The organism is Paenibacillus sp. AGC31 (assembly GCF_057334655.1).
Window position 1 is genome coordinate 279,774 of sequence record NZ_JBHFJH010000001.1, and the last position, 25,052, is coordinate 304,825.

Sequence of the window (25,052 nt, forward strand, 5' to 3'; positions counted from 1 at the left end):
CTAATATGGCGTTCGAATCGAAAAAATGACGGCTGGGTAGCTGCCAGACAGACAGCTGAGCAAGAACTGCTCGCTTCTTCTTACCGGAACAAGCTGAAGTTGGAAGTGGAAGATCAGCTGCGGCGCAAACATCGTTTCTTCCAGCAGCAGGTCAGTGAGGAAGAATTCAGACGTCAGACCGAGGAATGGTTGGAAGAAACGGTTCAGAATGAGTTGAAGGAGCGGATTTCTCGCATACTTCAGGAACAGGGAAGTCAACGTCTTACGATGGCCGATACATTCCACACCCTTATCGACAAACCGTGGTTTTTCGCGATATCCATTATTCCCGGCTGTCTGATGTATGGCATCCTCTTTTTGTATGGAAATCCTTATCTAAAGTACATATTTGAAAGAATACTGATGACGGTATTTGTCATTCTGGGCGTAGCCACACTCGTATTTACGATTTTGTATCTGTCTCCGTTCAACCCGGCAGCTAACATTCTCGGAGAGACAGCAACGCAGGAACAGATTGCAGCATTCAATCAGGTGTATGGCTTGGATCAGCCTTATCTTACACAGCTTTGGAACAATATTAAGGGAGTTGCTCTCTTCGATCTTGGCAAATCTTTTGCGGGAAATGAAGATGTCACAGCAACGATTGCAAGGAAGTTTCCAATTACCTTGACCCTCGCGGTCATCTCCCTGCTGTTAGCCCTTGTCATTGCATTACCTATCGGTATCATCTCAGCGATTAAGCCTAATTCATGGTTCGATTATACGTTTATGTTTATCGCTCTGATTGGATTATCGATCCCGAATTTCTGGCAAGGACTCATCTTCATTCTGAACTTTTCGATCAAATTGCAGTGGCTTCCCGCTACCTTCAACCCGCAAAATTGGCTGTCGATCATTATGCCAACCATTGTGTTAGGCACGGGACTCACGGCTGCGGTGGCACGGATGACTCGATCTTCCACACTGGAAGTCATTCATGAGGACTATGTGATGACCGCCCGCGCCAAGGGGTTAAGCGAACGTCAGGTCATGCTGAAACACGCTGTACGTAATGCATTGATTCCAATCGTTACTGTGGTTGGACTTCAATTCGGAGCCATGCTCGGCGGGGCAGCAGTGACGGAGAAAGTGTTTAATATCAGCGGTCTCGGCAGCTATATTGTGGATAAACAATTCATCCCCGATATTCCGAGTATCATGGGCGGAGTAATCTACACAGCAATTACGATCTCCATTATCAATGTAGCGGTTGATCTGCTCTACGCTTTTATTGATCCAAGAGTGCGCTCCAAGATGAAACAATATTAACGTGTGTGTTGAACTACCTCTTAAAGCAGGTGTATTATGACAAATTCATCCTTAACACAAGAAATGCGTTTCCGGCTTAAGTCTTCTCGAGAATACAGTCAGGCAAGCTTTGCCTGGATCACGTCCCTTCTCTTGACTGCATTATTGCTGTTCAATAGTTATGACTGGAGCGGGCAGACGTTCAAACCATATCTGCTAACGATACTTGGGATCTATGTATTCTTCACACTGGTCCAAAGTGTCATCACCCTTCGAATTCGAAAAGACTTGATCCGTACAGGTACGATCTCTACTCTGACACGCAGGATTGCCTGGGTTCAACTGCTTGCCATCATTTCAGGCAATATATTTATCGTAACGGCAGCCTTTCATCTGATTCGAAAAGCCAGGAATGTGGAGTATACCTTTGCGGTGTATATGCTGTTGACCCAGTTGTTCGTCATCGGTGTGTCCGCGTTAAATGTTTTCAAACCCTATGTGGCTGACAACTTTCTGCCAGCCATGGCGGTGCTCCTATTTATTTTCGTCATTGACCTGGTCGTACTGATTATCGTATCCCAATATAACGCGACCTCTATCCTCTCTCGCTGGATGATTGGTGTCAGTGTAGTACTGATTCTGACCTCAATCACAGGTAATGTATTTGCCCTATTGCTCGGCATTTCCATTATTGGACGTATTCGCAGACAGGGGAAACAAAAATCAAACTTCTGGAATGATCTGTGGGAGCGGCTTGCTCCGAATATGACTGCCATGTCCGGTTTGTTTTTTATCATTTTTCTGTTCTCGATATCGATCTGCAGCTTCTTTACCTTTGACTACAGCATGGCTGTGGAAAATAACTACTCGGCGCTGCTCCAACCGCCTTCCCTTGCGTATCCCTTGGGAACGGACGACTTCGGACGATGTTTATTTTCCCGGATTGTATTCGGTGCCCGGATCTCCTTGATCGTAGGTTGCATGTCGACCATCATTCCTGTGTTGATCGGTGGAGTCCTCGGAGCATTCTCCGGTTTCTACGGAAGACATACGGATAACATCATCATGCGGCTGCTCGATATTCTCTATGCGATTCCGGGAATTCTGCTCGCCATTGCCATTATTGCAGCGTTTGGAGCCAATACGGTCAATCTCATTCTGGCGCTGAGTCTGGGTTCCATTCCAACTTACGCTCGTACCATGAGAGCCAGTGTGCTCTATGTATCTACTTTTGAATTTGTGGAAGCTGCACGTGCACTGGGGTACAACAATCGTACGATTATTTTCAAACACATTATTCCCAACTCCCTTGCGCCCATGATTATCAAGTCCACACTTACAATTGGTGGAGCTGTTATCGCTACCAGCAGTTTGAGTTATCTGGGACTCGGCGTGGAGCCGCATATTCCGGAATGGGGTAACATTCTGAAGCTTGGTAGTACATACCTGGAAACCCACTCTTATCTGGCGATTTATCCAGGCTTGGCTATTATTCTGCTGGTTCTTTCGTTTAACTTTCTCGGTGACGGTCTGCGTGATGCGCTTGATCCCAAGCTGGAAAAGGCCTAATTGATTGGTTGAAATGAATGATATAGAAAAAAAGAAAACACACATCACACAATCAAGATATGGAGGGTAATCCCATGAAAAAACGTACACTGATCTCATTGTTATTAATTCTCGTCATTGTGATTTCTGGCTGCAGTGTAAAAACGAAAACCGAATCCCAGGCGGAGACCGCACCAGCGGACACAACAGAAACTGCACAAAAACCGGCTGACATTGAACTGCTCGCCATGAGTTCTTCCGAAAATGATGTAAACATTGTCCGCGACCAGCTGACCAAAAACGGCTTCAATGTGAAACTGAACCTGCAGCCGGATTACGGCAGCTTCAAATCCCAACAGGATGCAGGGAATTATGACATTGCCTTGTCCAGCTGGACAACGGTAACGGGAAATCCCGATTATGCGGTGCGTTCCCTTTTCAAAACAGGTGGAGATTACAGTATCCTTGCCGATGGGGAACTTGATAAGCTCATCGATCAGGCAGCTACTCAAACTCCAGATGAGTACAAAGACACGTACAAACAATTGGAAGATCGCTTGGTAACGGATCAGGCATATATCGCTCCTTTGTACATTTCCCTGAAAAGTCAGGCTGTGAACAAAGACATTCTGAATGTAGACACCGTTCGTCTCTCCAAATCCCGCGCCATGGCTTGGGAACCGATTGAATTCAAGGACAGCTCCAAAAATGCCAAAGATCCGTTGATTCTGACGCAAAGTGCATCCGTACTGACTTCCCTTGATCCAATCAAAGGAAACGACGGCTCCATCAACCAGTTGAACACCAATATGTACGTACGTCTCGTTAACTTGACGGATGACGATCAGCTGACAGCAGATGGATCACTGTCCCATAACTTTAGTATTGCTGAAGGTAATTCGGACTACTACTTCATTCTCAGAGACGATATCAACTTTGCGAAGATTGATAACAAAAAAGCTGTAGATACAGGAGAACGTGTCGGTGCAGATGATGTGATCTTCTCCCTGGATCGTGCTAAAAATAAAGATTCCGTTCCGGATCACCGGACGTACAGTCTGCATGAACACATCAAAGAAGCTGAGGTTGTAACGGATCTGAGTGCATTACAATCCATCAAACAATCCAGCGGTAACGGCACAATCCTCGAAGCATTGGAACAAGGATTGGGCAGCAAAATTACAGAACTCGTGACTGACAAAACCAAAGCAGATAATAGCGCAGGTAAATATCAGGTCGTTAAACTGACCACAACTGAACCTTTCCCGCAAGTTCTGAACTACCTGGCTCACCAATCTGCGGGTATCGTGTCCAAAAAACAGGTGGAGAGCATCAACACATATGATGTAGCTTCCTTTGACGTCAACAAAGATATTCCTTACGGTGATCAGAACACGGTGACTGAAGGCGCAGCATACAATAACACCCTTTATACTAGCGGACCTTATATTTTGTCTTATAAAAATGACTATGAAGGTGTGTTCTTAAAAAATCCGGCCTACCGTAAAGGCACGGAAGATGAGCCAAAAATTGCTCAGGTTAACGTCCGATTCATCGCGGATGCAGACAGCGCACTCTCTGCTCTTCGCAGCAGTGAAATTCACTTATACTACGGTGTACCTGAAACCAAGTATGACATCATCGAAAATGACAGCAAACTGAAACTGCAGAGTCTTCCAAGTAACGCTGTCTCCTATCTGTTGTTTAATACGGCCAATCGTGAAGTTGCCAAGAGCAGTGACCTGAGAAAAGCCGTGCTGTACTCCATTAATCAGGATGAGATTTTGAGTTTCTACAAGAACAACAAACTTAAAGCATACTCCACAGTAAGCCCGCTCGTTCAGACCGGGAATGAATTGAAAGCTGATCCTACAAAAGTAAAAGAATTCTTAAGCAATTATAACGCTTCCAAGTAAACGTATAACAAAAAAGGTTGTCACCAAGATCATCTATAAGATCTTGATGGCAGCCTTTTGTCATTCTTCCAGCACACGGCAATCTGCCAGAACATCGGGATAGTTTCGCATGCTGTCTTCATCAGTAATTTTGCGAATAACTTTGCACGGTACGCCTGCTGCAAAAGAATGCGGTGGAATATCACGAGTCACCACGCTACCTGCTCCGATCACACAGCCGTCTCCAATCGTTACGCCCCCGCATACTGTAACGTTTGCCGAGATCCATACATCGTTACCAATCGTGACCGGTTTGGCATAACATAGTGACTTCACATCACCGTTCTGGTCCACCATCCGTCTCCGCTCGCTGGCAATCATGGGGTGAATGGGAGTAACAATCGTGACATTGGGTCCAAAACTGGTATAGTCCCCGATCGTCACTTGTGCGTCGTCTTGTATCGTCAGATTGTAATTACCGAAGAAGTGATCGCCTATTCGGGTATGCACACCATAATGAAAAAAGATGGGGCCTTGCATGAATCCACCTTCCCCGATCTGCCCCAGTAACTGTTGCAATATCTGATTTCTTTCCTCAGTCTGTTCTTCAAAGGTCTGACTGTAACGCTGACTGAGATTATGGGCTCGCCTTTTGATGATCTTTAATTCGGGATCACTTGGACTAAACAACACGCCCTTCATGATTCTCTCTTCTTCACGCATCATGAATCCTCCTCTACGCTTGTTCCTGCAATTTGTAGAATTAAATCCACCAACATGACCTATGGGTCATAAGGCGTTTGATAGAATTCCTGACTTCAAGGCTTGAAGAACCATTTCTCGTAACCCAGCATCGAAATCATGTTGAAACGAGTCCTGATGTACAATCTCGGGCAACGACGGCATGGGATGATCCTTCCCGTACTGTTTCCATGCCAAGTCCAGCTCTTCTCTCTCCACCCGTTCCTGATAAATGACAATCTGGTGCGGGGCAACGACGGCATTAATCGTTTGCAGGATGTGACATACGTTCAGTACAAAATCATCTTTGCTCATGTCACGGTGCCAATCAGGTGAATAAGGAAGATATTTGATCTCACCAAACATCCCGTTTTTCCCACGGATCATCTGTCCATTCAACATCATGCCCATACCCGGCGGATATCGGTTCGGAAAATAAATTCCGGCTACATTCTGTTCCTTCATATCAGCATGCTGAGTACAGTATCCGCTAATCGCTGCATTAACATCATTTTCCACGAGAACTTTCAGTTGGAACTCGCTCTCGATCTCCCTGATCAGATGTGAATGGATAAGTTCTTCATGACTGCTCACTGTGATGTCTCCATCCACGGCTTGCCCCGGAATACCGATGCCGATCATATCAATGGACGGATACTCCGCAATGAAACGCGCGATAAGTTGCAGCACATGCTGTTTATCGAAAGCAGGCAAGAGACTCTCTTCCTTCAACACAACCTTATTCTCCAGATTCATGACCGTTGCCGAAATTAACTCCTGACCTTTCATCTCTTTGATGTAAAGAACAAGAGCAAGCTTGAAGTTATAATTATATCGATATGCCTGAGCAGGACGACCACCGTTAGACGGAACCACTTTATCCTGGAACAACTCTCCGCCATCACATAATTCCTGAATCAGCGCATTAATGGTAACTACACTAAGATTGGTTAGTAAAGCTAATTGTGGTTTGGTCGCCGTCTCAATCTGCTGCATGACTTCACGCACATTATTCAAATTGATGTATTTCATCATTGTAGCGTTGGCTTTTTTCATAACCCTCTCGTTTCTACTCTGGTTCAATTGAACCAAAGCAATGGTATGCATGTCATTTCACACCATATCATAACATAATACCTTACTCCAACACATGAGTTCCATCGTGCTGGCAAAGGATCGAAATCGGCAGAGTTGCATTGTTCACTCAAACAAATCATCCATCGACTTCACAGGCTTCACTTCTATCGGTTGCTTGGACAAGGCCATACTTGCATAGGTACCTGCCCAAATGATAACTGCCATAATAACGTAGACCATCCATACTTACCTCCCCGTTTCATGTGGATTATGATTTTGCGATACTTACCACATGTGACTATTTCTCTAGTTAATAAACAAACTTTATAAAGTATGTTACGTAAGTATGCGAGGATAATAGTTCTTTGTCAATATGATTTAGATTTATCCGAGCCCTTTTCAGTCCAAGGAAGATGTGGACAACATGACTACAACAACGCGTATTATCTCGATGCCCATAAAAAAATAACTGCCGAAAGAATCATTTAACGATTCTTTCGGCAGCCGTTTGTTCAATATACAAGCAGTTTATTTTGAATAGATTTGTTGTACCCCGGGCAATAAGGTCACAACTTGAATACCCACTCCCCATGCAAAATAGACCAAGTGAATGATAGAAACATCCTGAATCCAGTACACCTGCGCCATAATCCAGATGATGAGAGCAAACCCTGTATACAATGAAAAAGTCCAAGCCCAATAGCGGTCAGGATAGAGATTCATTCTCTCACCCATCCCCCAATGAACGTAGCGGATGAGCGAAATAGCAATCGTTGTAGGCATCACGCCAAGAACCAGCAATAGGATGATCCCCGGGAACAAAAAACTGGCAAACGGAGAATTCTCTAACAAAGATGCGGGCAAATTCACCATACTTCCGGATGGGTCTATGATTAAAATGATGCCTCCAATGATCGCCCCAATCCCCAGCATTCCAAGCATCAACATGAGTAACCACGATCTGCCTATACGTTGCTTCATCATGAATGGCTCCTTCCTTTCTCTCGTTTCTCAACTTCATATATGGAGGATTATGCTCAAACCCTCTAGTACCATTCTCACACATGCCGCGTATTGTTCCTGTGCTTCTTTTCACTATATAGATCTCGAAAATCATTCGTAATGGAAAAACTTGATAAAAGAACGTACGTTCGGTATAATGAGATTATCCTGAATAAGCGAGAGGCAGATATGGACGACAAATTTATTAAGGAATTACGCGAGATTAGTCGGGATGACAGACGAAGATCGGAATTTATGATTCAAGGCTTGAAGGAAACACTGCAAGAACGCAAAGAAGAAGGCATACTCAAGCGCTGGATACGGCGTAAGAAAACAGAGAAAAAAATCTCTCAAAGATTTAATCAAGATCCTCACTCGGATCAAAAGTAACAACATAAAAAGGAGGCGGAATACGCCTCCCTTGCTATTTACATATTTGAATCATTTAGACTTTGTTAGTTGTGACTTAACCCATAAGTTTGCCAAAATACAATTTTTTGTTTCAATAGGTCAAATCCTAGCTAGACTTGGTTCCTGATAAGTTTCTTACCTGTTGCCAGTTTATTGCCTTTATGTGTTAATCTAGTCCAAGGGACTTTCTTATAAAGGGAGTGAAAATATGACAAATACTTCGGACTCAATATCAATAAAGAAGGTGATAATTCTGGTGACAGGAATGTCGGGTACAGGTAAATCAACGGTTCTAGGCGAACTTGCTCATAGGGGGCATAGAATTATCGATACCGATTATGATGGTTGGAGTGAGAATGTGGATGGTTCTGGGTGGTTATGGAACGAGAATCGAATTGATGAGCTGCTCACTGAACATAGCGAAGGTACTTTATTCATTTCAGGTTGTGTATCAAATCAGAGGAAGTTTTACCCGATGTTTGACGCAGTAGTGTTGTTAAGTGTACCCCTCGAAGTAATCCTTGAACGTATAGCTTCCCGTAAGACAAACGATTATGGAAAAACTGTCGAACAACGTGAAGAAATTATAAAAAACGTCGCTAGTGTTGAACCCCTCTTACGTGCTGGAGCTACTGTTGAGATCGACACCAGGAAGCCACTTGATGATGTTGTAACCGAGCGTGAGCTCATTGCCAACTCCACTAGCTAATCACTTCTTCGCACTGTACAAAACCGCCCAGTTCGACCAATTTAAGTACCTTGTTAAACTAACCTGCCCGCTAGTTGAATAAAAGCATCCAATCACAATGGTCGGCTGCTTTCTTAGTTTTATTGAATTAACGTTTCCCGTTAGTTTAATAATCTAGTATATAAAGATTATACTGCTTCCTATCGCTCCATCTTTGTCATTGGCATAATTTATCTTGTGTTCACAATTGTTTTACTTGCCCACATTACTTAAATTCATTAACTCGACAGATACTTAATACGTCGCTTTTGGAGCAAACTGACCTTGATTCTTTAGCACAGAGTCAAAAAAACGAAGGATAAGTTCATTTTGAGTTTCAATCGCATAATACTTATCGATATCTGCTTTTCCACCCTGCAACAGGTCTGCCAATATAGGAGAGAATAAAGGTAGATCAGTCAAACTTAAATGTTTTGCGCCTTTAAAATGAACGGTGTATGCTCCTTTAAAATTTTCATTTGAAATTTTATTCGCGATATAAGAAGAGCTGCTGTCCAGCTGTACCCATACATCATCCGAATAAATGTTAAGAAGCGGGATTGTGTAAGCTTCGGATTTTACAGATAGTTCGTTCGTAGCTTCATCATACGAAAGCTCGCTAAAGAACGGAGAATCTATATTTACCACTGCGTCAATGTCATCGCGTTCTCTGCCCAGTGCTACGCTTGCCGCTCCACCCATAGAATGACCGAACACGCCTATTTTTTGTATATCGATTCGCTCATATACAGGATCTTTATTTTGCCCTGCTTGTTCTAAAATAGTATCCATGACAAAATCCATATCATCAGTTCGCATTGTTATCCATTTTTGAGTAAGCTCGAAATACTCACCAAGCGAATAAAAACCTGCTTTATTTGCATTGTTGACTTCTTGCATATACTCGGGGTTAACTGTCACAATCTTTCCAGCCTCGGAAATGGTATAAAAAGAATGATAAGGATGATCAATGGAAACGACGACATAACCGTGGCTCGCAAGTTCTGTAAAGGTAGAAGTGTTGCTTGCTTTAATACCGAATGCTCCATGGGAGAACATAAGTAAAGGATAGGTTGCGTCTGCATTTTCAGGATACCAAAATTCTACATTAACAAACCGATTGTTTTCTCGATCCGTAAATTCTTCAATACGATTCATGTCCACATAGCTGTAAGTGGCGGTGGCCACTGCATACGGACCTGTCACTTGTGGCAATTTATACTGTGGAAAAAGTAAAACCGGAACAAGAGTGACAACGATAGTCAGTGCTAGCAAAAGGAATTTCAAAATCGTAGAAAAAACTTTGTAACCCGGAGTATGTGTTTGTTTGCGCAGGAGTGCAACCATTTCTTTGAAAGCTAATATAAAGAGCAAGCCTGCAAACAGCCCCCAAGTGTACTCCCATACGACGATGTTCCCTAAGATCAGCATTATGAATACTATAAATGTTGTGATTCTCATCAAACTCTTTATCTTGCTGTGGCTTTGCTTGGTTGCAATGGAATAAACGGCAATTGCAAGCTCAAAAACCAACATAACAATAAGTATTAAAATTTCCATAAGTCTTCTCTCCTCCTCCAACTTTTTATGAGTTCATCATAAGAAATGGTAGAGGATGTGTATACGCATAAACGATAAGCTGTAGCTGAAGGCCACTAAGTTGTAAAAAACAACGCAATGAAGTGTACTTACTCTGCGTTGTGTATACCTTCTAATTCTCGTTTTTAAATGTTTTTAATCTTTTATTAATCATTTGAGCTTCCTTTTTGTCGCTCCTATAGGCCAGCAGGCGAACGATCGCATATACTACGGCAATTTGCAAAGCCAATAATAATATACCGGAAGTGGTGTATACGAGATTCAATATGACAGCGAGAGAAATTAAAACAGATTCCAGAAAGAGAAAATGAAAAACTACCCACAAGCGCATTTTATTCTCGCTAATCGAATGCGGCATATATAATATGATTCCAGTTAAAGCACCCAGAAAAGAGAACGCCATAATTGTGAAAATCGTGTTTAACTCAAAACTAGAATCAGGAGTATAGATTTGCCGTAATATAGCGATGATTATCATGATGGAGGCGAATATAATTAAGAAATCTCTGATCATTTCTTTGATGAGGCCAAAATACTTCATGTAGGTCCCCCTTTATAATCCAAGCATGTGCTTAAGCATGGGCACATACTGCCGTGATATGACTACCTTTTCCCCGTTATCCAATAATGCCTGAAAACGGCCGCTAATCGACGGATGAATACTAGTAATCTTAGCTATATTTAGGATGGTGGATTTGGAGGCGCGAAAACAATGCTTCTCTCTGCATAGTTCCTCAAGTTCATAAAGCTTTTGTTTGACTTCATGAACGTTGTTCTTACCATACGCAAACACTCTGCCGTCAACAGCTTCAAAATAATAAATATCACTAAGTTTGATACGGCTGATCTTATCCTCATGGTAACCAAGTATAATGAGCGTTTCGGTTTTTATTTTATTAACGAGCTCATATATTTCTTCGTCTACCTGGTGACACCTGATGCGGATCTCCTCTTCTTCTGTATGGTCTATAACTTCGATGAAAATTTCGATGAAAATCACCTCAAAAACTCGAATTAAAACTTGTTAACGTTTATAACATGAATCATAAATCCAAATAATCAGATAATCTCGATTTCCACGCCTTTCTAAATTAGAAGTAGGTCCTGGTGCTTGCGAACTTATCGGCGTCCAATAATGTCCTTATTACCTTAATTTTAAAGTCGTCCCTCCAGAAACAAATTGACATAACCCTATTATAATTTTCCGTGTTCCATTGATTCCTCCTCTTCGTTCAGGTATATTACCACTCATCTTACTGGAATATAGTAGAATAATCTATTTTATGCTTACTGTTCATTTAAGCTAACCTGCCCGTTAGCTTAATACATCAGGTGCAAAGTTTCATTTATTATTGAACAGTTTCATTTACTAATTCATCATTCCAATGATTATCGCTATACCCACGGCTGTTGTTCCATTCTGCTAACATTTTTCTTTGTCTCAACTCTAAATCTCTGTAAGGGGCTGCAACAAACACGATGTCGTGGAACAGATCATTATAAATAGGTAATTCGCTATTTAATTCCTTGAATTTTTTAAATGCACCTATATCCCTATCATTTGCAGCCCAAACCACTTTTTTAATCAAAGACAACACGATTGTACCTGTGCACATGGGACAAGGCTCACAGGTAGTATATAAGGTAAGTTCGTTCTTTGGAATAAATTTCTTGCTCTCAAGATGAAGTATCACATTTCCGGCTTTTCTTATAGCGTCCACTTCGGCGTGAGCTGTAGAATCACAGCTTAAAAAAACTCTGTTCCTACCTCGGCTTACAACTGAACCATCTGCATCAACAATAATTGCACCGATAGGAAAAGTACCTTCATCTCTAGCCTTTTCTGCTTCTTCAAAAGCTAACAGAAGGTTTTCGTAATGCTTGTCCATCTTATACACACCCCATCTCAGTAATTCCCAATAATAATATATTCCAGAAATATACTGCTACTCCTTCTCCCATAATGCTAATTTTTCTTGTACGGCTACGCTAACCTGCCAGTTATCTTAACTGAAAAACAGCCGACTATTTAGCCGGCTGTCTACTTGAGTATTCTGAGTTCTGTGCCTGATTTATCTATTTCAGCTTTTGATCTAGCTAGTTTTACGGCAAAATGGCAAAAGACCGGACTGGAAAGCCAGATGCTTTCTCCGCTTTGGGTACAATATTGAAAATAACAGCGCCTTTAGCCGGCACCTGATCCAGGTTTGTTAACAGCTCGACCTGGTATGTATCCTGAGCAAGTACATAATATTCTGCCAGAAGTGCTCCATTCTTCTGATAATCCACCGCTGAATCCGTGTCAAAGGTTTCATGCCCAATGGCTTGTACTTTTCTCTCCTCAAATAAAAACATGAGCGCACTAACCGACCATCCGGGTGCATGACTGTTGCCCTCCGCATCCTTGTTATCAAATGTTTCATGGTTAGGCCAGCGTTTGCTCCAATCGGTACGTAAGGCTACAAAGCTTCCAGCTTCAATCACGCCATGCTCTCTTTCAAATGCAAGAATATGCTCCACTTCCAGTGTAAAATCCGGATTGTTCTCTACTTCGGCAGACTGGTCAATGACCACAAGCGGGAGCACAAGCTCCTTCAAACCTAGTTCATCCAGATACCGGGTATCCCGAACGAAGTGGATCGGCGCATCAAGATGTGTCCCGTATTGACCCGGGAACTTGAAGCTCTGGGCAAAGAAGCCTTGATCGTGATCAAACAGTGTATCGAATTGCGCTGCTTCGAAAGCTGAAAAATGTGGAGAGCCTGGACCAAACGTATGAGTCAGATCCACCCATTTCTTTTCTTTTAACAATTGAATGGCTTGAATGAGTTCGTTGGACATCCTAATCACCTCATGCACAAAATGGAATAAATTTCTCCTATTATATCTTATTCCATAACAATTGGGGAGAATACCTATATTGGTTGGCAGGGCAGTTAATTTTCAAATTTAAAAACTTCACTGACCGTAGATGTCAGTGAAGTTTTTTTATAATAGGAGAGTAATCCATTCAATCATGAATAACAAAAGGAGCGTGTATGATGCAAACGAAGAACGTATATCTATATGTATTTGATACGATGTCAGACTGGGAGATAGGATATCTAACTGCTGAATTGAACTCGGGAAGGTATTTCAGGAAAGAGATCAAGCCTTTACAGGTCGTAACCGTAGGCGTGGATAAACATCCGGTAACTACCATGGGCGGATTGAACATCCTTCCTCATATTTCTATTGATGAATGTTCATTGAAAGGTGACGACGTCATCATTCTTCCAGGAGGAAACACCTGGATGGACACCATCCATGATCCCCTATTGAAAAAAGTTGCTGCCTCTATAGAAGAGGGTACGGTTATTGCAGCGATTTGCGGTGCGACTGTTGCACTTGCAAAAATAGGGATACTGGATTCCAGACAACATACAAGCAATGATTTAGAATACCTGAAGATGATATGCCCAGAATATACTGGGGAAACATATTATCAAACGGAGCCAGCAGTAACCGATGGAAATCTAGTTACTGCATCTGGAATAGCTCCGTTAGAATTTACGATGCATGTGTTGAAGCAGTTGAATGTCTTTTCACCAGAAACATTACAGGCCTGGTTCAATCTGTATCAGACTCATGAGTCCAAATACTTCTACCAGTTAATGAATTCTATTGCACCTGAATAACCAGTTTCCCTCGGGTATGATGGGTTTCACTCTTCTCATGTGCTTCCCTTACTCCCTGTTGAGTTAGCGGGTACGTTCCATCAATAATCGATTTGAGCTTGCCTTCCGCAGCCAGTTCAGCCAGCTGATCCAGTTGATCCCCTTTGGGCTCCATCATGAAGACGTTGGCCGTTACTCCGGCTTCCTTAGCAAGCTTCTCATCCGGTTGTTCCACCAAGGACACGAGATGTCCGCCAGACTTTAACACTTTGAAGCTGTCGCGCTGAATATCACCGCCCATGGTGTCCAGTACAACATCATAACCGGAGAGAATCTCCGAGAAATCTTCTTTTTTATAGTTGATAAAATGATCCACACCCAACGAGCGAAGCAACGCTTCGTTTGATTCACTTGCCGTGGAAGCCACTTCAGCGCCTAGGGACTTGGCGATCTGAATTGCATATGTTCCCACACCACCTGCACCAGCATGAATGAGTAACTTCTGCCCTTTGCCTAAACGTCCATGATCCACAAGGGCTTGCCAAGCCGTCATCGCAGCCAGCGGGATCGCTGCCGCTTCCTCGAAACTCAGTTGCTCCGGTATACGGGCTATAATGTCTGCATCGACAGCAACATATTCTGCATAGGTCCCGAATTGACGCGGACGCGCAAATACCCGATCACCTTCTCTGAACCGCGTGACATTGGAACCTGCTTCAGCCACAATACCCGCAACATCGCCGCCCAGAATCAACGGAAAATTCTCCGCTGCTTCTTTCATATCACCTTGTCTGATTTTGAAGTCTACCGGATTCACCGACGTGGCATGCGTTCGGATTAACACCTGATTCACTCCACATCTTGGCTTGGCTACTTCCTGTTCCTTCAATTGTTCCGCTCCACCAAATTCCTCAATCACAATTGCTTTCATTAGAGATCCCAGCCTTTCCATTGGATTATCGTTATGCTCTCCTCCATCATTACCCTTTCCCAGCAATCACTTGACCTATTCATTCAAAATTCACAACAATCTGAGATTCACAAGCCAATTCAACAATCGTGATATAATGTCGATTAGTGATGAAGTTAAATCTTAACCCAATAACTGAACAAGCGAGGTAACACGATGGAAGTAGAAGTAAGTACATTACATGCATTTTCGGATCAGGCTCATGGAGGAAACCCCGCAGGTGTTGTTTTACAAGCAGCACATTTGTCTGAAACCCAGATGCAGGAGATTGCCAGACAAGTCGGTTTTTCAGAGACTGCATTTGTTATGCCGTCGGATCAGGCAGATTTCAAAGTGCGTTACTTTACCCCAAGTGATGAAGTCGATCTATGTGGACATGCCACAATTGCTTTGTTTTATCTAATGAAGACACAGCTGCTCGTTAATGTTGGTACATATACACTGGAGACACTGGCCGGAATTCTTAAAGTTGATATCGAAGTCAATGGAGAAGTCTATCTGTCTCAGACGTTGCCGGAGTTTGGGGAGATCGTGGATCGACAGCAGATTGCCGATTCGTTACGTATTTCTATGGAGGATTTGCATGCTGAACTACCTGTACAGATTGTGTCTACCGGGCTACCCGATATCATGATAGCCGTTAAAGATATTGATGTTCTAACCAAAATCGATCCTGACTTCCAGCGTATCACTGAAATAAGTAGGGCTCATCATGCCATAGGTTATCACGTGTTTACACTCGAATCAGATGATATGAACGTTCTCGCAGAATGCCGTAATTTTGCACCGCTTTATGATATACCGGAAGAGAGCGCAACGGGCACATCCAATGGTGCAATGCTCTGTTATTTATCCCAGTACAACCAGCTTACAGATCCTCATCTTCACACGTACACGATCAGACAAGGGTATACCATGAACCGCCCCTCCGAGATCCGAGCCAGATTAACGCTGGGCAGCTCTAATGAAATCACACAGATTCAGGTTGGCGGTAGTGCAGTTCATATCAAGAACATTAAAATACACCTCCCTTAATGGGAGGTGTTTTACGTACTTAGGATTTTAGAATTATGTACTTGAAGCAATATCATGATCTTAAATCAGTGAATTTGTTGTAAAAATCGTAGTACCGCTACCTCCAACTGGTTCAGTCCTGGCTGCTCTATAGGAAAATGGCCTGCCCCTTCCAAGATCACACATTCCTTGTCTACCACCAGACGATCAAAAAAAGATTGGCTGAACCTGATTGGTGTCATGGGGTCCAGTTCAGGGTGAACCAACAGGACCGGACACTGGCTGAACTGTTCCGGGCTTACCTCCGATTTTTTATTAAGGAATGTTCTTAATAATTCCAACGGAATACGTGTAGCTGCCGCTTGTGGATCATCCATAATAAGCCGGGTTAAGTCCTTGTTATTGGTAATCAGTTGCATCCGGGATACCTGCTTGACCGAAATACGTACATGATCCAGCAGACCAGGGAACATATCCATCATCCGTTTTCCCGCCCGGCTTACCAGACGATTCGGCGCAAGCTGGTCACGCATTTCCGGGTTACTCGTATCTACAAATGTAGTTGCGATCAAACCCTTAACACACTTGCTGCGTGCACTGGTGTGATAGGCAAGCATACCTCCGATACTACTTCCCAATACAACGATTGGCTTGCCGTCTTTCTTGTATTCCCGTTCGATGAGTGACACAAGCAGCTCTATCCATAGTTCGTAGTTGATACGTGTACCAGACATTGCGTAACTTAACCCATACGGCGGAAGATCCGGCGACACCACCTCGTACCCATGCCGCTGCAACATACGGGCATACGGAGCAAGCAACCTGCCATTGCCTCCCGCCCCATGAATGAACAGGATTTTGATTGAAGACTCCGGCGCAGGCAAGCGGTCGATATGCAGATGAACCCCATTTGACTCCGACCATTCTTCCTCAGGAAATGTATGCTCCCCTAGCCTAACTTCTTCCGGGAAAAAGGCCTGATACTGTTTCCAATAGGGATGTGTTGTCTGATATGAAGGCAAACTTTTTTTCATACGGGTACATTCTCCTCTTTTCGTATACAAAAAAAGCCGTACAGTGTACGACTTTTCGTTAAGAATACGTCTATGACCATACTTCTTTTTATAACACCTTCGTATATCTGTCAATCGGGAAACTGTACATTGCCCGGTACGATATATGCACCGCCTGACCCATCATTAGGCAGAGCCGGGATCGTGTCATTTAATACCTGACCGCGAATATCGGTAATACGCACGTTTAGTTTTTCTTTGCCCAGTCCAGTTCCGAGGAAATGATTATAGTCTTGCTTTTCAAGATTGAGCCACGTACCATCCTTCTGTTTCACTTCGAACTTTAGCACCGGATATTTGTGATTACGAACCTGAATGGCTGCCCACCACTGACTGCTGCCTTCCTTAATCCGATAGGAGACGTTGCCTTGAATTGGGGCTTTGACCACTTTCCAGCTGATATTGATTTTGCCTGCCTTTGGGTCACCGATCAGGTTAAAAGCATTCGGTGAGAGATCCAGCGCTCCGCTGGCGCCTTCTGGATAGAGATCTGTTACATAGACGGTTGTTTTGCCTTTAGGACCCTGCACCTCGAGATAGGCTCCCGCTAAAGCGGCTTTGACACCGTTATAATTAAGTTGGAACGGATTAAGTGCAGTAATCTTCATGTCCGCCGGGATGGGATCAAGCAACACTGCACCTCCCGAGTAGCCTGAGCCTGTATACGTCGCGTAACCCTGATATGTATCGTTCCATGCGGCAGATGCAGGTAGAGCAAATAATACGAGACTGAGCAACATCCCTGTACCGGCCCATTTTAACCGTTGAAATCTACTTTTCTTGTTCATAAGCTATTCCTCCTCTACGTTCTCGTGTAAATGGTTGGTTCAACTACTAGATTTGAATATAACATTATTTTACATAATAACTGTTTATTTTCAATCCCTCTCTATTAAATCACATCCAAAGTCCCGTCTCTGAACTTGGATATTCACGACCACGCACAAGATATGGATACATACCATAAATTGGTGGAATGAGCATGATTACAAGCCGATATTTGGTCGATTCCCAATAATAAAAAAAGCGCCACACCCCGGAGTAATTTCTCTCTCCAAATGGTGTGACGCCTATTAAACACTACGGTTCGAATATCCGGTCTGTCCAAGGACAGCCAGCGTTAGACTCAACCCGTTTCCCTTCGTTTCATCCGCTTCCTTAGTCGCTCATACGATGCGTAAATCCGCGGAGATTCTTTTGTCAGGATAGGCCCCAGCACAGCCAGAATTAACACATACAACACGGCAAACGATTGGATGGATGCCATCAGCCCTCCGGCCTTGCCGATGTTCGCCATGATAATGGAGAATTCACCCCGCGAGACCAGGGTAAAGCCCACATTCAATGATGCTTTAGGGCTCATTCCAGCCAGTCTGCCAGCGATCATACCTGCACCATAGTTACTGGCAATCGTCAGAATAACGGCAATAATCGTCATCCCAACAGCTCCGCCAAGTGAAGCCGGCTCGATGGTCAGGCCAAAACTGAAGAAGAAAATTGCACCAAAAAAATCTTTGAAAGGCATGATCTGATGTTCAATCCGACTCACATGTCTTGATTCGCCCAGCACAAGCCCCATCATCAACGCTCCAATAGCTTCCGCTACATGCAGTGTCTCCGAGAAACCAGCCACCAGGAAGAGCAGTGTCATGACGGTAAGCAGGAACAACTCTGATGACTTGATATTCAGTGCCTTATCAATATATTTGATGCTTTTCCTGCCAATAATCAGGAACAGCACAATAAACAGCAGGGCAGACAGCGATACCAGCAGAACACTTAAGAATGAAGTTGCCCCGCTGAGCACAAGCCCAGTCAGGATGGAGATATGAATCGCGATGAACAAGTCATCAAACATGATCATGCCCATGATAATCTCTGTTTCAGGGTTTGCCGTGCGTTTCAGATCAACGAGCACTTTAGCTACAATGGCTGTAGAAGAGCTGGTCATGATCCCGCAGACAACAAGTGTCTCCTGAAGGGGCAGATCCATGAACCACCCCAACAGCAATCCAGAGACAAAATTTAGGCCTACATAGAACATGCCCCCGGTCAGAATGGCTTTACCAGACTTTAATAAACGGGAGACCGAGAACTCCAAACCCAGATAAAATAACAAAAACAGAATGCCAAGCCTGCCCATAAATTCAATAAAGGTCGAACTTTCGATAAAACGTAAATCCACTATGCCAATCTGTGGTGCATGTGGTCCAACAGCCATACCAATGAGGATATAGAAAGGAATGACCGAAAATCGTAATTTTGAAGATATCAGCCCAGTAAGTGTAATCAGCGCAACGGCAATTCCCACTTCGAATATGAGCATATCCATAGGCTAAGTCCGTCCATCAGTCAACAATTGTTTGAGATGTTTGATCTGATTCCGTTCACCGGCAACTACAATTGTAGCTCCAGCGGTAAAAGCATAATCCGGGCCTGGATTAAAATGCTTCTCCTTATCCTTGGTTACAACAGCGAGAATTACGGCGCCCGTGGCCTGACGGATATCCAGTTCACCAATCGTCATGCCAACGCTTGCGGCGTGAGGTTCAATTCGCAGCCATTCGATTAACAGCCCTTCAAGCATCACTTCACGCTCATCCTGAAACTTCGGTTTATAGGTCATACCACCAACGATGGCGGCTACTGCCCGGGCTTCATCATCGTCCAGGGTGACAAGAGATACCATATCACCCACTTCTTCAGGCGTACCCCCTGACTCCATATGGAACAAGTCACGTCGCTCGTCGTTATGAATCACAATGACCAAGTGCTCACCACTACGGGTATGCAACCAGTATTTACGTCCAATCCCTGGTAAGTCTGTCTCTTTAAAGTGCATGATCTGCACCCCCTAGGGCCGGCTCGTTCAAGGTTTCGCTCCTCAGCTCAATCCCCGTGATGCGAATTCTCATGGAACCTGATGGTGTATGAACAGGCCTAACTTCCCCTATACTGCCAAGCAGTAATTGACTCCCTACTGGAGAGAGGAAGGAAATACGACCCTCATCAGGATCGGTATCTTCTGGCATAACAATCATGAACGAATCTGACGTATGAAAATCGAGATATTCAAAATCAATATGACTGCCGATCAATACAGCTGAGTCCAAATCTTCATCAGGGCCCAGGAGTAGTTTTTCCACATACTCCGTATATGCCGACAGTTGTTTTTCCAACTGTATCCGCTCTGGATCACGCACGTCGAAATAGGCGTCGAGAAATGTTCTTTTCTCTTCACCGAATGTAAATAGCTGGCTCACCAGCTTCTCTCTGCAATTATGGCGGGAAGTCCTATGGTTCATAGTAGATTTCACCCCCTATACAAGCCTTATTCTCCATGTTGATTGGCATGTTTCTCTTCATCATCTTGTTTTCCTCCTTTTTATTATAAAAAGACCCCGGGATACGAGACCTTCTTACCATCTTACCAAAACTAATATTTTAATCCAGTATATTCGTCTAACTTGCTTTTTTATTATCATTTGTGGTCATATCTTCCATTTAATAACTTAATTCTTCACATCATATGGTAGATCCATAGAACATTTTAATTACTGCATAAAAAACATTTTATGAATTTTCATCTCGTATTTTTATTTGCTTTCCTGTATATTTAACTACAAACTTTTATTCAATTTATGCAAATAAGCCTCTACAGACTTTAACACAATAAAGGAGTGCATCGAAAAAGTGTCCACGATAACAAAAGAAACTACAGAGTCCGTTCAAGTTACTGCCGCAGAATATGTTCATTCCGTTTATGAGTCGGTTGTCGCCAGAAATCCGCACGAAGATGAGTTCCATCAAGCTGTCAAAGAAATTCTGGATTCCCTTATTCCTGTTATTGAAGCACACCCCAAGTATAGGAACCATAGTCTGCTGGAACAGCTTGTTGAACCCGAACGTGTAATCACATTCCGTGTCCCATGGGTAGATGATCAGGGCAAAGTTCAGGTTAACCGTGGATTCCGGGTGCAATTCAACAGTGCCATTGGCCCTTACAAAGGCGGACTTCGCTTCCATCCTTCTGTATACTCGGGCATCATCAAGTTCCTTGGCTTCGAACAGATCTTCAAAAATGCTTTGACCGGTCTGCCTATTGGCGGTGGTAAAGGTGGTTCTGACTTCGATCCCAAAGGAAAATCGGATCTGGAAGTCATGCGTTTCACGCAAAGCTTCATGACTGAACTGTACAAATATATTGGTTCCGATACCGATGTACCGGCAGGTGACATTGGTGTAGGCGCAAGGGAAATCGGTTATATGTTCGGCCAATACAAACGTATCCATGGCGGACATGTGGCAGGCGTATTGACAGGTAAAGGACTGCTGTACGGAGGAAGCTTGGCACGTAAGGAAGCGACTGGCTTCGGCTGTGTGTACTTCGTGAAGGAGATGCTGCAATCCAAGGGACTCAGCTTCCAAGACAGCACAGTCGTTGTCTCTGGCTCTGGTAATGTGTCCATCTATGCCATTCAGAAGGCACAGGAGCTTGGAGCTACAGTCGTTGCGTGTAGTGACTCAGGTGGCTACATACACGATCCACAAGGCATCAACCTGGATACCGTGAAACGTCTGAAAGAGGTTGATCGTCTTCGCATCAGCGAATACATCAAAGAACATCCGCATGCTACATATACCGAAGGCTGTGAAGGCATCTGGTCCATCCCTTGTGATATTGCTCTTCCATGTGCAACGCAAAATGAGATCGATGAAGAAGCTGCGGCCCTTCTAATCAAAGGTGGCGTGAAGGCCATTGGCGAAGGCGCAAATATGCCTTCCACCCTGGCCGCCATTGACGTCTTCCACGGTGCAGGCGTGCTGTTCGGTCCAGCCAAAGCGGCTAATGCCGGCGGTGTAGCCGTGTCTGCTCTTGAAATGTCACAGAACAGCATGCGGTTGTCCTGGTCATTTGAAGAAGTAGACGCCAAGCTGCATGACATCATGAAGAACATCTACACCAGCTGTGTAGAAGCTGCTGAAGAGTATGGCTGTGAAGGCAACCTCGTAGCCGGAGCGAATATCGCCGGTTTCCTCAAGGTAGCGGATTCCATGATCGCTCAAGGTGTAGTTTAATTTATATACGTGATTCTCCACGATCAAAGGGCGTTCCCATCCATTTGGGTAACTGCCCTTTTTTCCTTGTCTTCAATTGCTCTAATCGCAAGGCAATGGTAAAGTGGTACTGACGTAATTCCATCTATTTGTACTATTATAAGGAAGTGTTTACATTGTCTAACCAACCATTTGCCAGCACTGCGAGTCCGCATCTAAGCGCAGATTGCGAGCAGTGTTTTGGCCTGTGCTGTGTTGCCTTGCCCTATGGCAAGTCATCGGACTTTGCTTTTGACAAGGCCAGCGGCACACCCTGTCCCAATCTGCGCACGGACAATCGCTGCGGTATCCATACCCAGCTTCGGCAGAAAGGGTTCAAAGGTTGCACGGTATACGACTGTTTCGGAGCTGGACAGAAGCTGTCCCAAGTGACCTACGCGGGCAAAGATTGGCGTGATCATCCAGAGTCTGCTAACGAGATGTTCGAGTGTCTGCCTGCCTTGCGACAACTTCACGAGTTACTCAGTTATATGAAGGAAATGATGATGAGACCGGAGACGTCATCCCTTCACTCGGCATTTGGTGAGTTATATGAGGAGATTGAGCACTTGAGCAATCTGGAGCCCGCGGCACTCCTCCGTCTGGACATCGCCAATTATCGATTCAGTGTGAATCAACTCTTGGTCCAGGCAAGTGAGATGGTACGCGCGAATGTCCCCCCCACCGCTCATGGACAAGGGAAGTCGAAGAAGAGTAAAAAACGTACCGGAAGTGACTTTTTTGGTGCCAATTTAAAAGGGGCTGACCTGCGGGGCGCAAGCTTCCGAGGAGCTTTAATGATCGCAGCCGATCTCCGAAATGCAGATACACGAAATGCGGATTGGATTGGCGCGGACTTGCGGGATACGGATCTGGGCGATGCAGACCTGAGAGGTGGCATCTTCCTGACGCAATCCCAGATTAATGCAGCCAAAGGTAATGTGAATACCAAGTTGCCGGATCATCTTAACATTCCCTCACACTGGGTGTAGGGCGCCATTTCCACAAGAGCACGAGCAGGGATACAGGCAGGATTATACCTGCTAATTCATATGAATGTATGAATCGTGTACAGCAACAGCCAAAAAAAACAGCTCGTCCTGTACATCCAAGGACGAGCTGTTTTTTATACAAATCACTGGAACGAATCAGAATTATAACAAGTCGCGGCGAAGATCTTCAGCCGATTTCGGAGACAAGTGACCGAGCGGAATATCAAATACCGTTTTCGCTCCCTTATGTCCTTCCACGCTCAAGCGTTGTGCAGCTCTTGCATACGCCACAAGTACGCTTGCTGTAAATTCAGGATTGCTGTCGAGTTTCAGACCAAATTCAATAATTTGCTTTTGACCGGCACCTGTAACCCCACTGCGAATAACAAATCCACCATGCGGCATACCTTCATGCTCGGATTTCAATTCTTCTTCGCTAATGAACGTTACCGTTGTATCGTAATCTGCAAAATAGTTAGGCATCGATACAATCGTCTCACGGATCTCATCCTGGTTGGCACCATCTTCTGCTACCACATAACATTGACGCAGATGTTTCTCACGTGTAGACAACTCTGGTGTCTCCCCTGCACGAATGCGGTTGATCACCTCTTCAACAGGTACAGTATACTGTACACCCGCCTTAACGCCTGGAACACGACGAATAGCATCCGAGTGGCCTTGGCTCACACCTTTGCCCCAGAACGTGTACTCTTTTCCTTCTGGCAGGATGGACTGTGCAAGCAGACGGTTCATGGAGAACAAGCCTGGGTCCCAACCTGTGGAAATGACACTTACGTGACCGCCTTGCTCTGCCGCAGCATTAACTTCTTTGTAGAATTCAGGAATCTTCGCATGTGTATCGAAGCTATCTACCGTATTGAACAACTTGGCGATGGCTGGTGTCTGCTCTGGAAGGTCGGTTGCAGAACCACCACAGAGGATCATAACATCAATCTTGCCTATGTATTGCTCCGCTGCAGAGATATGCTCAAAACGTACTTCTGTGCTTTCAGCGACCATCTGCTCCGGATTACGACGTGTAAACACTGCAATCAGTTCCAGATCCTCGTTCTGGGAAATGGCCTTCTCTACACCTTTACCCAAGTTACCGTAACCAACAATACCCACTCTAATCATGTTCAATCCTCTCCTGTCTTCTTCTATAGTTGTCTATTACTCTGTTTATAATGATATAACATACCATGTAACCTGTCAGGTTTCCAGTTCGAAATAAAAATACCTTGCAGCGGTGCAGCAATAATGCGGCTCCGTATGCAAGGTATTATGGCGTTCATTCGTTATTTTAGGAAGGCAGAAAGCAGGAAAGAAAAATTCCCCCTTATCTTCTGCTTATGATTCTGTCCAGGTCAACGTCAGTTCAATGACGCCTTCCTGTCCCGCCAATGTTCCTCCAATCAAGGACCAGACATCCTGTGTCTCCGGGTCGGTTCCCTGAATGATAATATTTTTGGCATCGATCGTCTGACCTGCATCCGTCAACTTTTTGGCGTTGAAGTAATCTTTATACAGCTGGGATACGGTTTTCATATCTTGTTCAGTGGAGAAAATCACCATGGCCGATTGCTTGCCTTCATTCTCACCAGAATTGGCTAAACGTATTGTTGCATCTTCCGGCAATGGGAAATCACTTGGCAAGTTCTCCGGCAACTCATTGGTTCCAGCAGCTGCTTCCTCACCGCTTTCTGAATCGGAGTCTGCTGGTGCAGTCGTACCTTCCGTTTCGGTCACTGTACTTGTAGTTGCTTTGCTTGCACCTTCATCAGTCGCTTGTTCACCGGTTCCGGAGGAAACTTCAGTGTCCACCTTCTCCGTATCACTCGGTTCGTCTGCCGCGCTACTGCAAGCACTCAAGGCAACCATCATCGCCAGTGCTGCACAGGCCAATACATATTTCCTTCTCTTCACCATCCGTTACCACTCCTTCATCTTCATTTTATGT

At 44.3% G+C, this 25,052-nt stretch carries 25 protein-coding genes; 9 read left to right on the plus strand and 16 right to left on the minus strand.

Annotated features, from left to right (window positions below; genetic code table 11):
* Window positions 1-3 precede the first annotated feature (3 nt).
* The 3 genes from ACE04G_RS01140 to ACE04G_RS01150 all read left to right on the plus strand — a co-directional run bounded on the left by ACE04G_RS01140 (window position 4) and on the right by ACE04G_RS01150 (window position 4,751).
* Window positions 4-1,308 carry an ABC transporter permease subunit gene (locus tag ACE04G_RS01140; protein WP_486094114.1) on the plus strand — a complete coding sequence of 435 codons (1,305 nt, stop codon included), beginning with the start codon at window positions 4-6 and terminating at the stop codon, window positions 1,306-1,308.
* 36 nt (window positions 1,309-1,344) lie between these two features.
* The gene (locus tag ACE04G_RS01145) at window positions 1,345-2,856 is read left to right on the plus strand and encodes an ABC transporter permease (protein WP_336765099.1); all 1,512 of its coding nucleotides are present in this window, start codon (window positions 1,345-1,347) and stop codon (window positions 2,854-2,856) included.
* A gap of 74 nt (window positions 2,857-2,930) precedes the next feature.
* Complete coding sequence (locus ACE04G_RS01150; protein ID WP_336765098.1) at window positions 2,931-4,751, plus strand: ABC transporter substrate-binding protein; 1,821 nt, start codon at window positions 2,931-2,933, stop codon at window positions 4,749-4,751.
* 60 nt (window positions 4,752-4,811) lie between these two features.
* On the opposite strand, the gene ACE04G_RS01155 is transcribed toward ACE04G_RS01150, so the two are convergent.
* The 3 genes from ACE04G_RS01155 to ACE04G_RS01165 all read right to left on the minus strand — a co-directional run bounded on the left by ACE04G_RS01155 (window position 4,812) and on the right by ACE04G_RS01165 (window position 7,532).
* A complete protein-coding gene (locus tag ACE04G_RS01155; RefSeq protein WP_260632981.1) occupies window positions 4,812-5,456 on the minus strand; it encodes a sugar O-acetyltransferase in 645 nt (214 codons plus the stop codon).
* Between the two features lie 63 nt (window positions 5,457-5,519).
* A complete protein-coding gene (locus ACE04G_RS01160; RefSeq protein ID WP_221824518.1) occupies window positions 5,520-6,527 on the minus strand; it encodes an ROK family protein in 1,008 nt (335 codons plus the stop codon).
* A gap of 549 nt (window positions 6,528-7,076) precedes the next feature.
* Window positions 7,077-7,532 carry a hypothetical protein gene (locus ACE04G_RS01165; RefSeq protein ID WP_221824520.1) on the minus strand — a complete coding sequence of 152 codons (456 nt, stop codon included), beginning with the start codon at window positions 7,530-7,532 and terminating at the stop codon, window positions 7,077-7,079.
* A 207-nt stretch (window positions 7,533-7,739) separates the two neighbouring features.
* Here ACE04G_RS01165 and ACE04G_RS01170 point away from each other — a divergent pair, with 207 nt between their 5' ends.
* Both ACE04G_RS01170 and ACE04G_RS01175 read left to right on the plus strand, forming a co-directional pair.
* Window positions 7,740-7,940 (plus strand): hypothetical protein, encoded by a 201-nt coding sequence (locus ACE04G_RS01170; RefSeq protein ID WP_026080945.1) that lies wholly within the window; start codon window positions 7,740-7,742, stop codon window positions 7,938-7,940.
* A gap of 229 nt (window positions 7,941-8,169) precedes the next feature.
* Entirely contained in the window at window positions 8,170-8,670 is a 501-nt protein-coding gene (locus ACE04G_RS01175; RefSeq protein ID WP_221824522.1) for an AAA family ATPase, read from the plus strand.
* A gap of 273 nt (window positions 8,671-8,943) precedes the next feature.
* On the opposite strand, the gene ACE04G_RS01180 is transcribed toward ACE04G_RS01175, so the two are convergent.
* The 5 genes from ACE04G_RS01180 to ACE04G_RS01200 form a co-directional block, all read right to left on the minus strand.
* Window positions 8,944-10,248 carry an alpha/beta hydrolase family protein gene (locus ACE04G_RS01180; RefSeq protein WP_221824524.1) on the minus strand — a complete coding sequence of 435 codons (1,305 nt, stop codon included), beginning with the start codon at window positions 10,246-10,248 and terminating at the stop codon, window positions 8,944-8,946.
* A gap of 151 nt (window positions 10,249-10,399) precedes the next feature.
* Entirely contained in the window at window positions 10,400-10,828 is a 429-nt protein-coding gene (locus ACE04G_RS01185) for a DUF3021 family protein (protein WP_221824526.1), read from the minus strand.
* A gap of 12 nt (window positions 10,829-10,840) precedes the next feature.
* Window positions 10,841-11,287: a LytTR family DNA-binding domain-containing protein gene (locus ACE04G_RS01190; RefSeq protein ID WP_221824528.1), complete on the minus strand. Its 447-nt coding sequence runs from the start codon at window positions 11,285-11,287 to the stop codon at window positions 10,841-10,843.
* A gap of 349 nt (window positions 11,288-11,636) precedes the next feature.
* On the minus strand, window positions 11,637-12,176 hold the full coding sequence (locus ACE04G_RS01195) for a nucleoside deaminase (RefSeq protein ID WP_339178484.1): 540 nt from the start codon (window positions 12,174-12,176) through the stop codon (window positions 11,637-11,639).
* 214 nt (window positions 12,177-12,390) lie between these two features.
* Window positions 12,391-13,128 (minus strand): cyclase family protein, encoded by a 738-nt coding sequence (locus tag ACE04G_RS01200; RefSeq protein WP_221824530.1) that lies wholly within the window; start codon window positions 13,126-13,128, stop codon window positions 12,391-12,393.
* A gap of 200 nt (window positions 13,129-13,328) precedes the next feature.
* Here ACE04G_RS01200 and ACE04G_RS01205 point away from each other — a divergent pair, with 200 nt between their 5' ends.
* On the plus strand, window positions 13,329-13,964 hold the full coding sequence (locus ACE04G_RS01205) for a type 1 glutamine amidotransferase family protein (protein WP_449003573.1): 636 nt from the start codon (window positions 13,329-13,331) through the stop codon (window positions 13,962-13,964).
* On the opposite strand, the gene ACE04G_RS01210 is transcribed toward ACE04G_RS01205, so the two are convergent.
* The gene (locus tag ACE04G_RS01210; RefSeq protein WP_221824783.1) at window positions 13,948-14,874 is read right to left on the minus strand and encodes an NADP-dependent oxidoreductase; all 927 of its coding nucleotides are present in this window, start codon (window positions 14,872-14,874) and stop codon (window positions 13,948-13,950) included. The two genes, ACE04G_RS01205 and ACE04G_RS01210, sit on opposite strands and share 17 nt — an antisense overlap.
* 195 nt (window positions 14,875-15,069) lie before the next feature.
* Between ACE04G_RS01210 and ACE04G_RS01215 the strand changes: the two genes are divergently transcribed.
* A complete protein-coding gene (locus ACE04G_RS01215; RefSeq protein ID WP_221824532.1) occupies window positions 15,070-15,948 on the plus strand; it encodes a PhzF family phenazine biosynthesis protein in 879 nt (292 codons plus the stop codon).
* Between the two features lie 65 nt (window positions 15,949-16,013).
* Here ACE04G_RS01215 and ACE04G_RS01220 read toward each other — a convergent pair whose 3' ends face one another.
* The 5 genes from ACE04G_RS01220 to ACE04G_RS01240 form a co-directional block, all read right to left on the minus strand.
* Window positions 16,014-16,961, minus strand: a complete 948-nt coding sequence (locus ACE04G_RS01220) for an alpha/beta hydrolase (RefSeq protein ID WP_449003458.1) — start codon at window positions 16,959-16,961, stop codon at window positions 16,014-16,016.
* A gap of 110 nt (window positions 16,962-17,071) precedes the next feature.
* The gene (exlX, locus tag ACE04G_RS01225) at window positions 17,072-17,788 is read right to left on the minus strand and encodes an expansin ExlX (protein WP_017687038.1); all 717 of its coding nucleotides are present in this window, start codon (window positions 17,786-17,788) and stop codon (window positions 17,072-17,074) included.
* A gap of 338 nt (window positions 17,789-18,126) precedes the next feature.
* Window positions 18,127-19,332 carry a cation:proton antiporter gene (locus ACE04G_RS01230; RefSeq protein ID WP_221824538.1) on the minus strand — a complete coding sequence of 402 codons (1,206 nt, stop codon included), beginning with the start codon at window positions 19,330-19,332 and terminating at the stop codon, window positions 18,127-18,129.
* A 3-nt stretch (window positions 19,333-19,335) separates the two neighbouring features.
* The gene (locus tag ACE04G_RS01235) at window positions 19,336-19,842 is read right to left on the minus strand and encodes a cation:proton antiporter regulatory subunit (protein ID WP_221824540.1); all 507 of its coding nucleotides are present in this window, start codon (window positions 19,840-19,842) and stop codon (window positions 19,336-19,338) included.
* Window positions 19,832-20,305 (minus strand): GreA/GreB family elongation factor, encoded by a 474-nt coding sequence (locus tag ACE04G_RS01240; RefSeq protein ID WP_221824543.1) that lies wholly within the window; start codon window positions 20,303-20,305, stop codon window positions 19,832-19,834. Before ACE04G_RS01240 ends, ACE04G_RS01235 begins: the two co-directional genes overlap by 11 nt.
* Before the next feature lie 388 nt (window positions 20,306-20,693).
* On the opposite strand from ACE04G_RS01240, the gene gdhA reads away from it, so the two are divergent.
* Window positions 20,694-22,079, plus strand: a complete 1,386-nt coding sequence (gdhA, locus tag ACE04G_RS01245) for an NADP-specific glutamate dehydrogenase (protein WP_221824545.1) — start codon at window positions 20,694-20,696, stop codon at window positions 22,077-22,079.
* Between the two features lie 155 nt (window positions 22,080-22,234).
* On the plus strand, window positions 22,235-23,089 hold the full coding sequence (locus tag ACE04G_RS01250; RefSeq protein WP_221824546.1) for a pentapeptide repeat-containing protein: 855 nt from the start codon (window positions 22,235-22,237) through the stop codon (window positions 23,087-23,089).
* 162 nt (window positions 23,090-23,251) lie between these two features.
* On the opposite strand, the gene ACE04G_RS01255 is transcribed toward ACE04G_RS01250, so the two are convergent.
* Both ACE04G_RS01255 and ACE04G_RS01260 read right to left on the minus strand, forming a co-directional pair.
* Window positions 23,252-24,229, minus strand: coding sequence for a diaminopimelate dehydrogenase (locus ACE04G_RS01255; protein WP_372238418.1), 978 nt, complete (start codon window positions 24,227-24,229; stop codon window positions 23,252-23,254).
* 213 nt (window positions 24,230-24,442) lie between these two features.
* Window positions 24,443-25,021: a hypothetical protein gene (locus tag ACE04G_RS01260; RefSeq protein ID WP_405130643.1), complete on the minus strand. Its 579-nt coding sequence runs from the start codon at window positions 25,019-25,021 to the stop codon at window positions 24,443-24,445.
* Window positions 25,022-25,052: the final 31 nt, after the last annotated feature.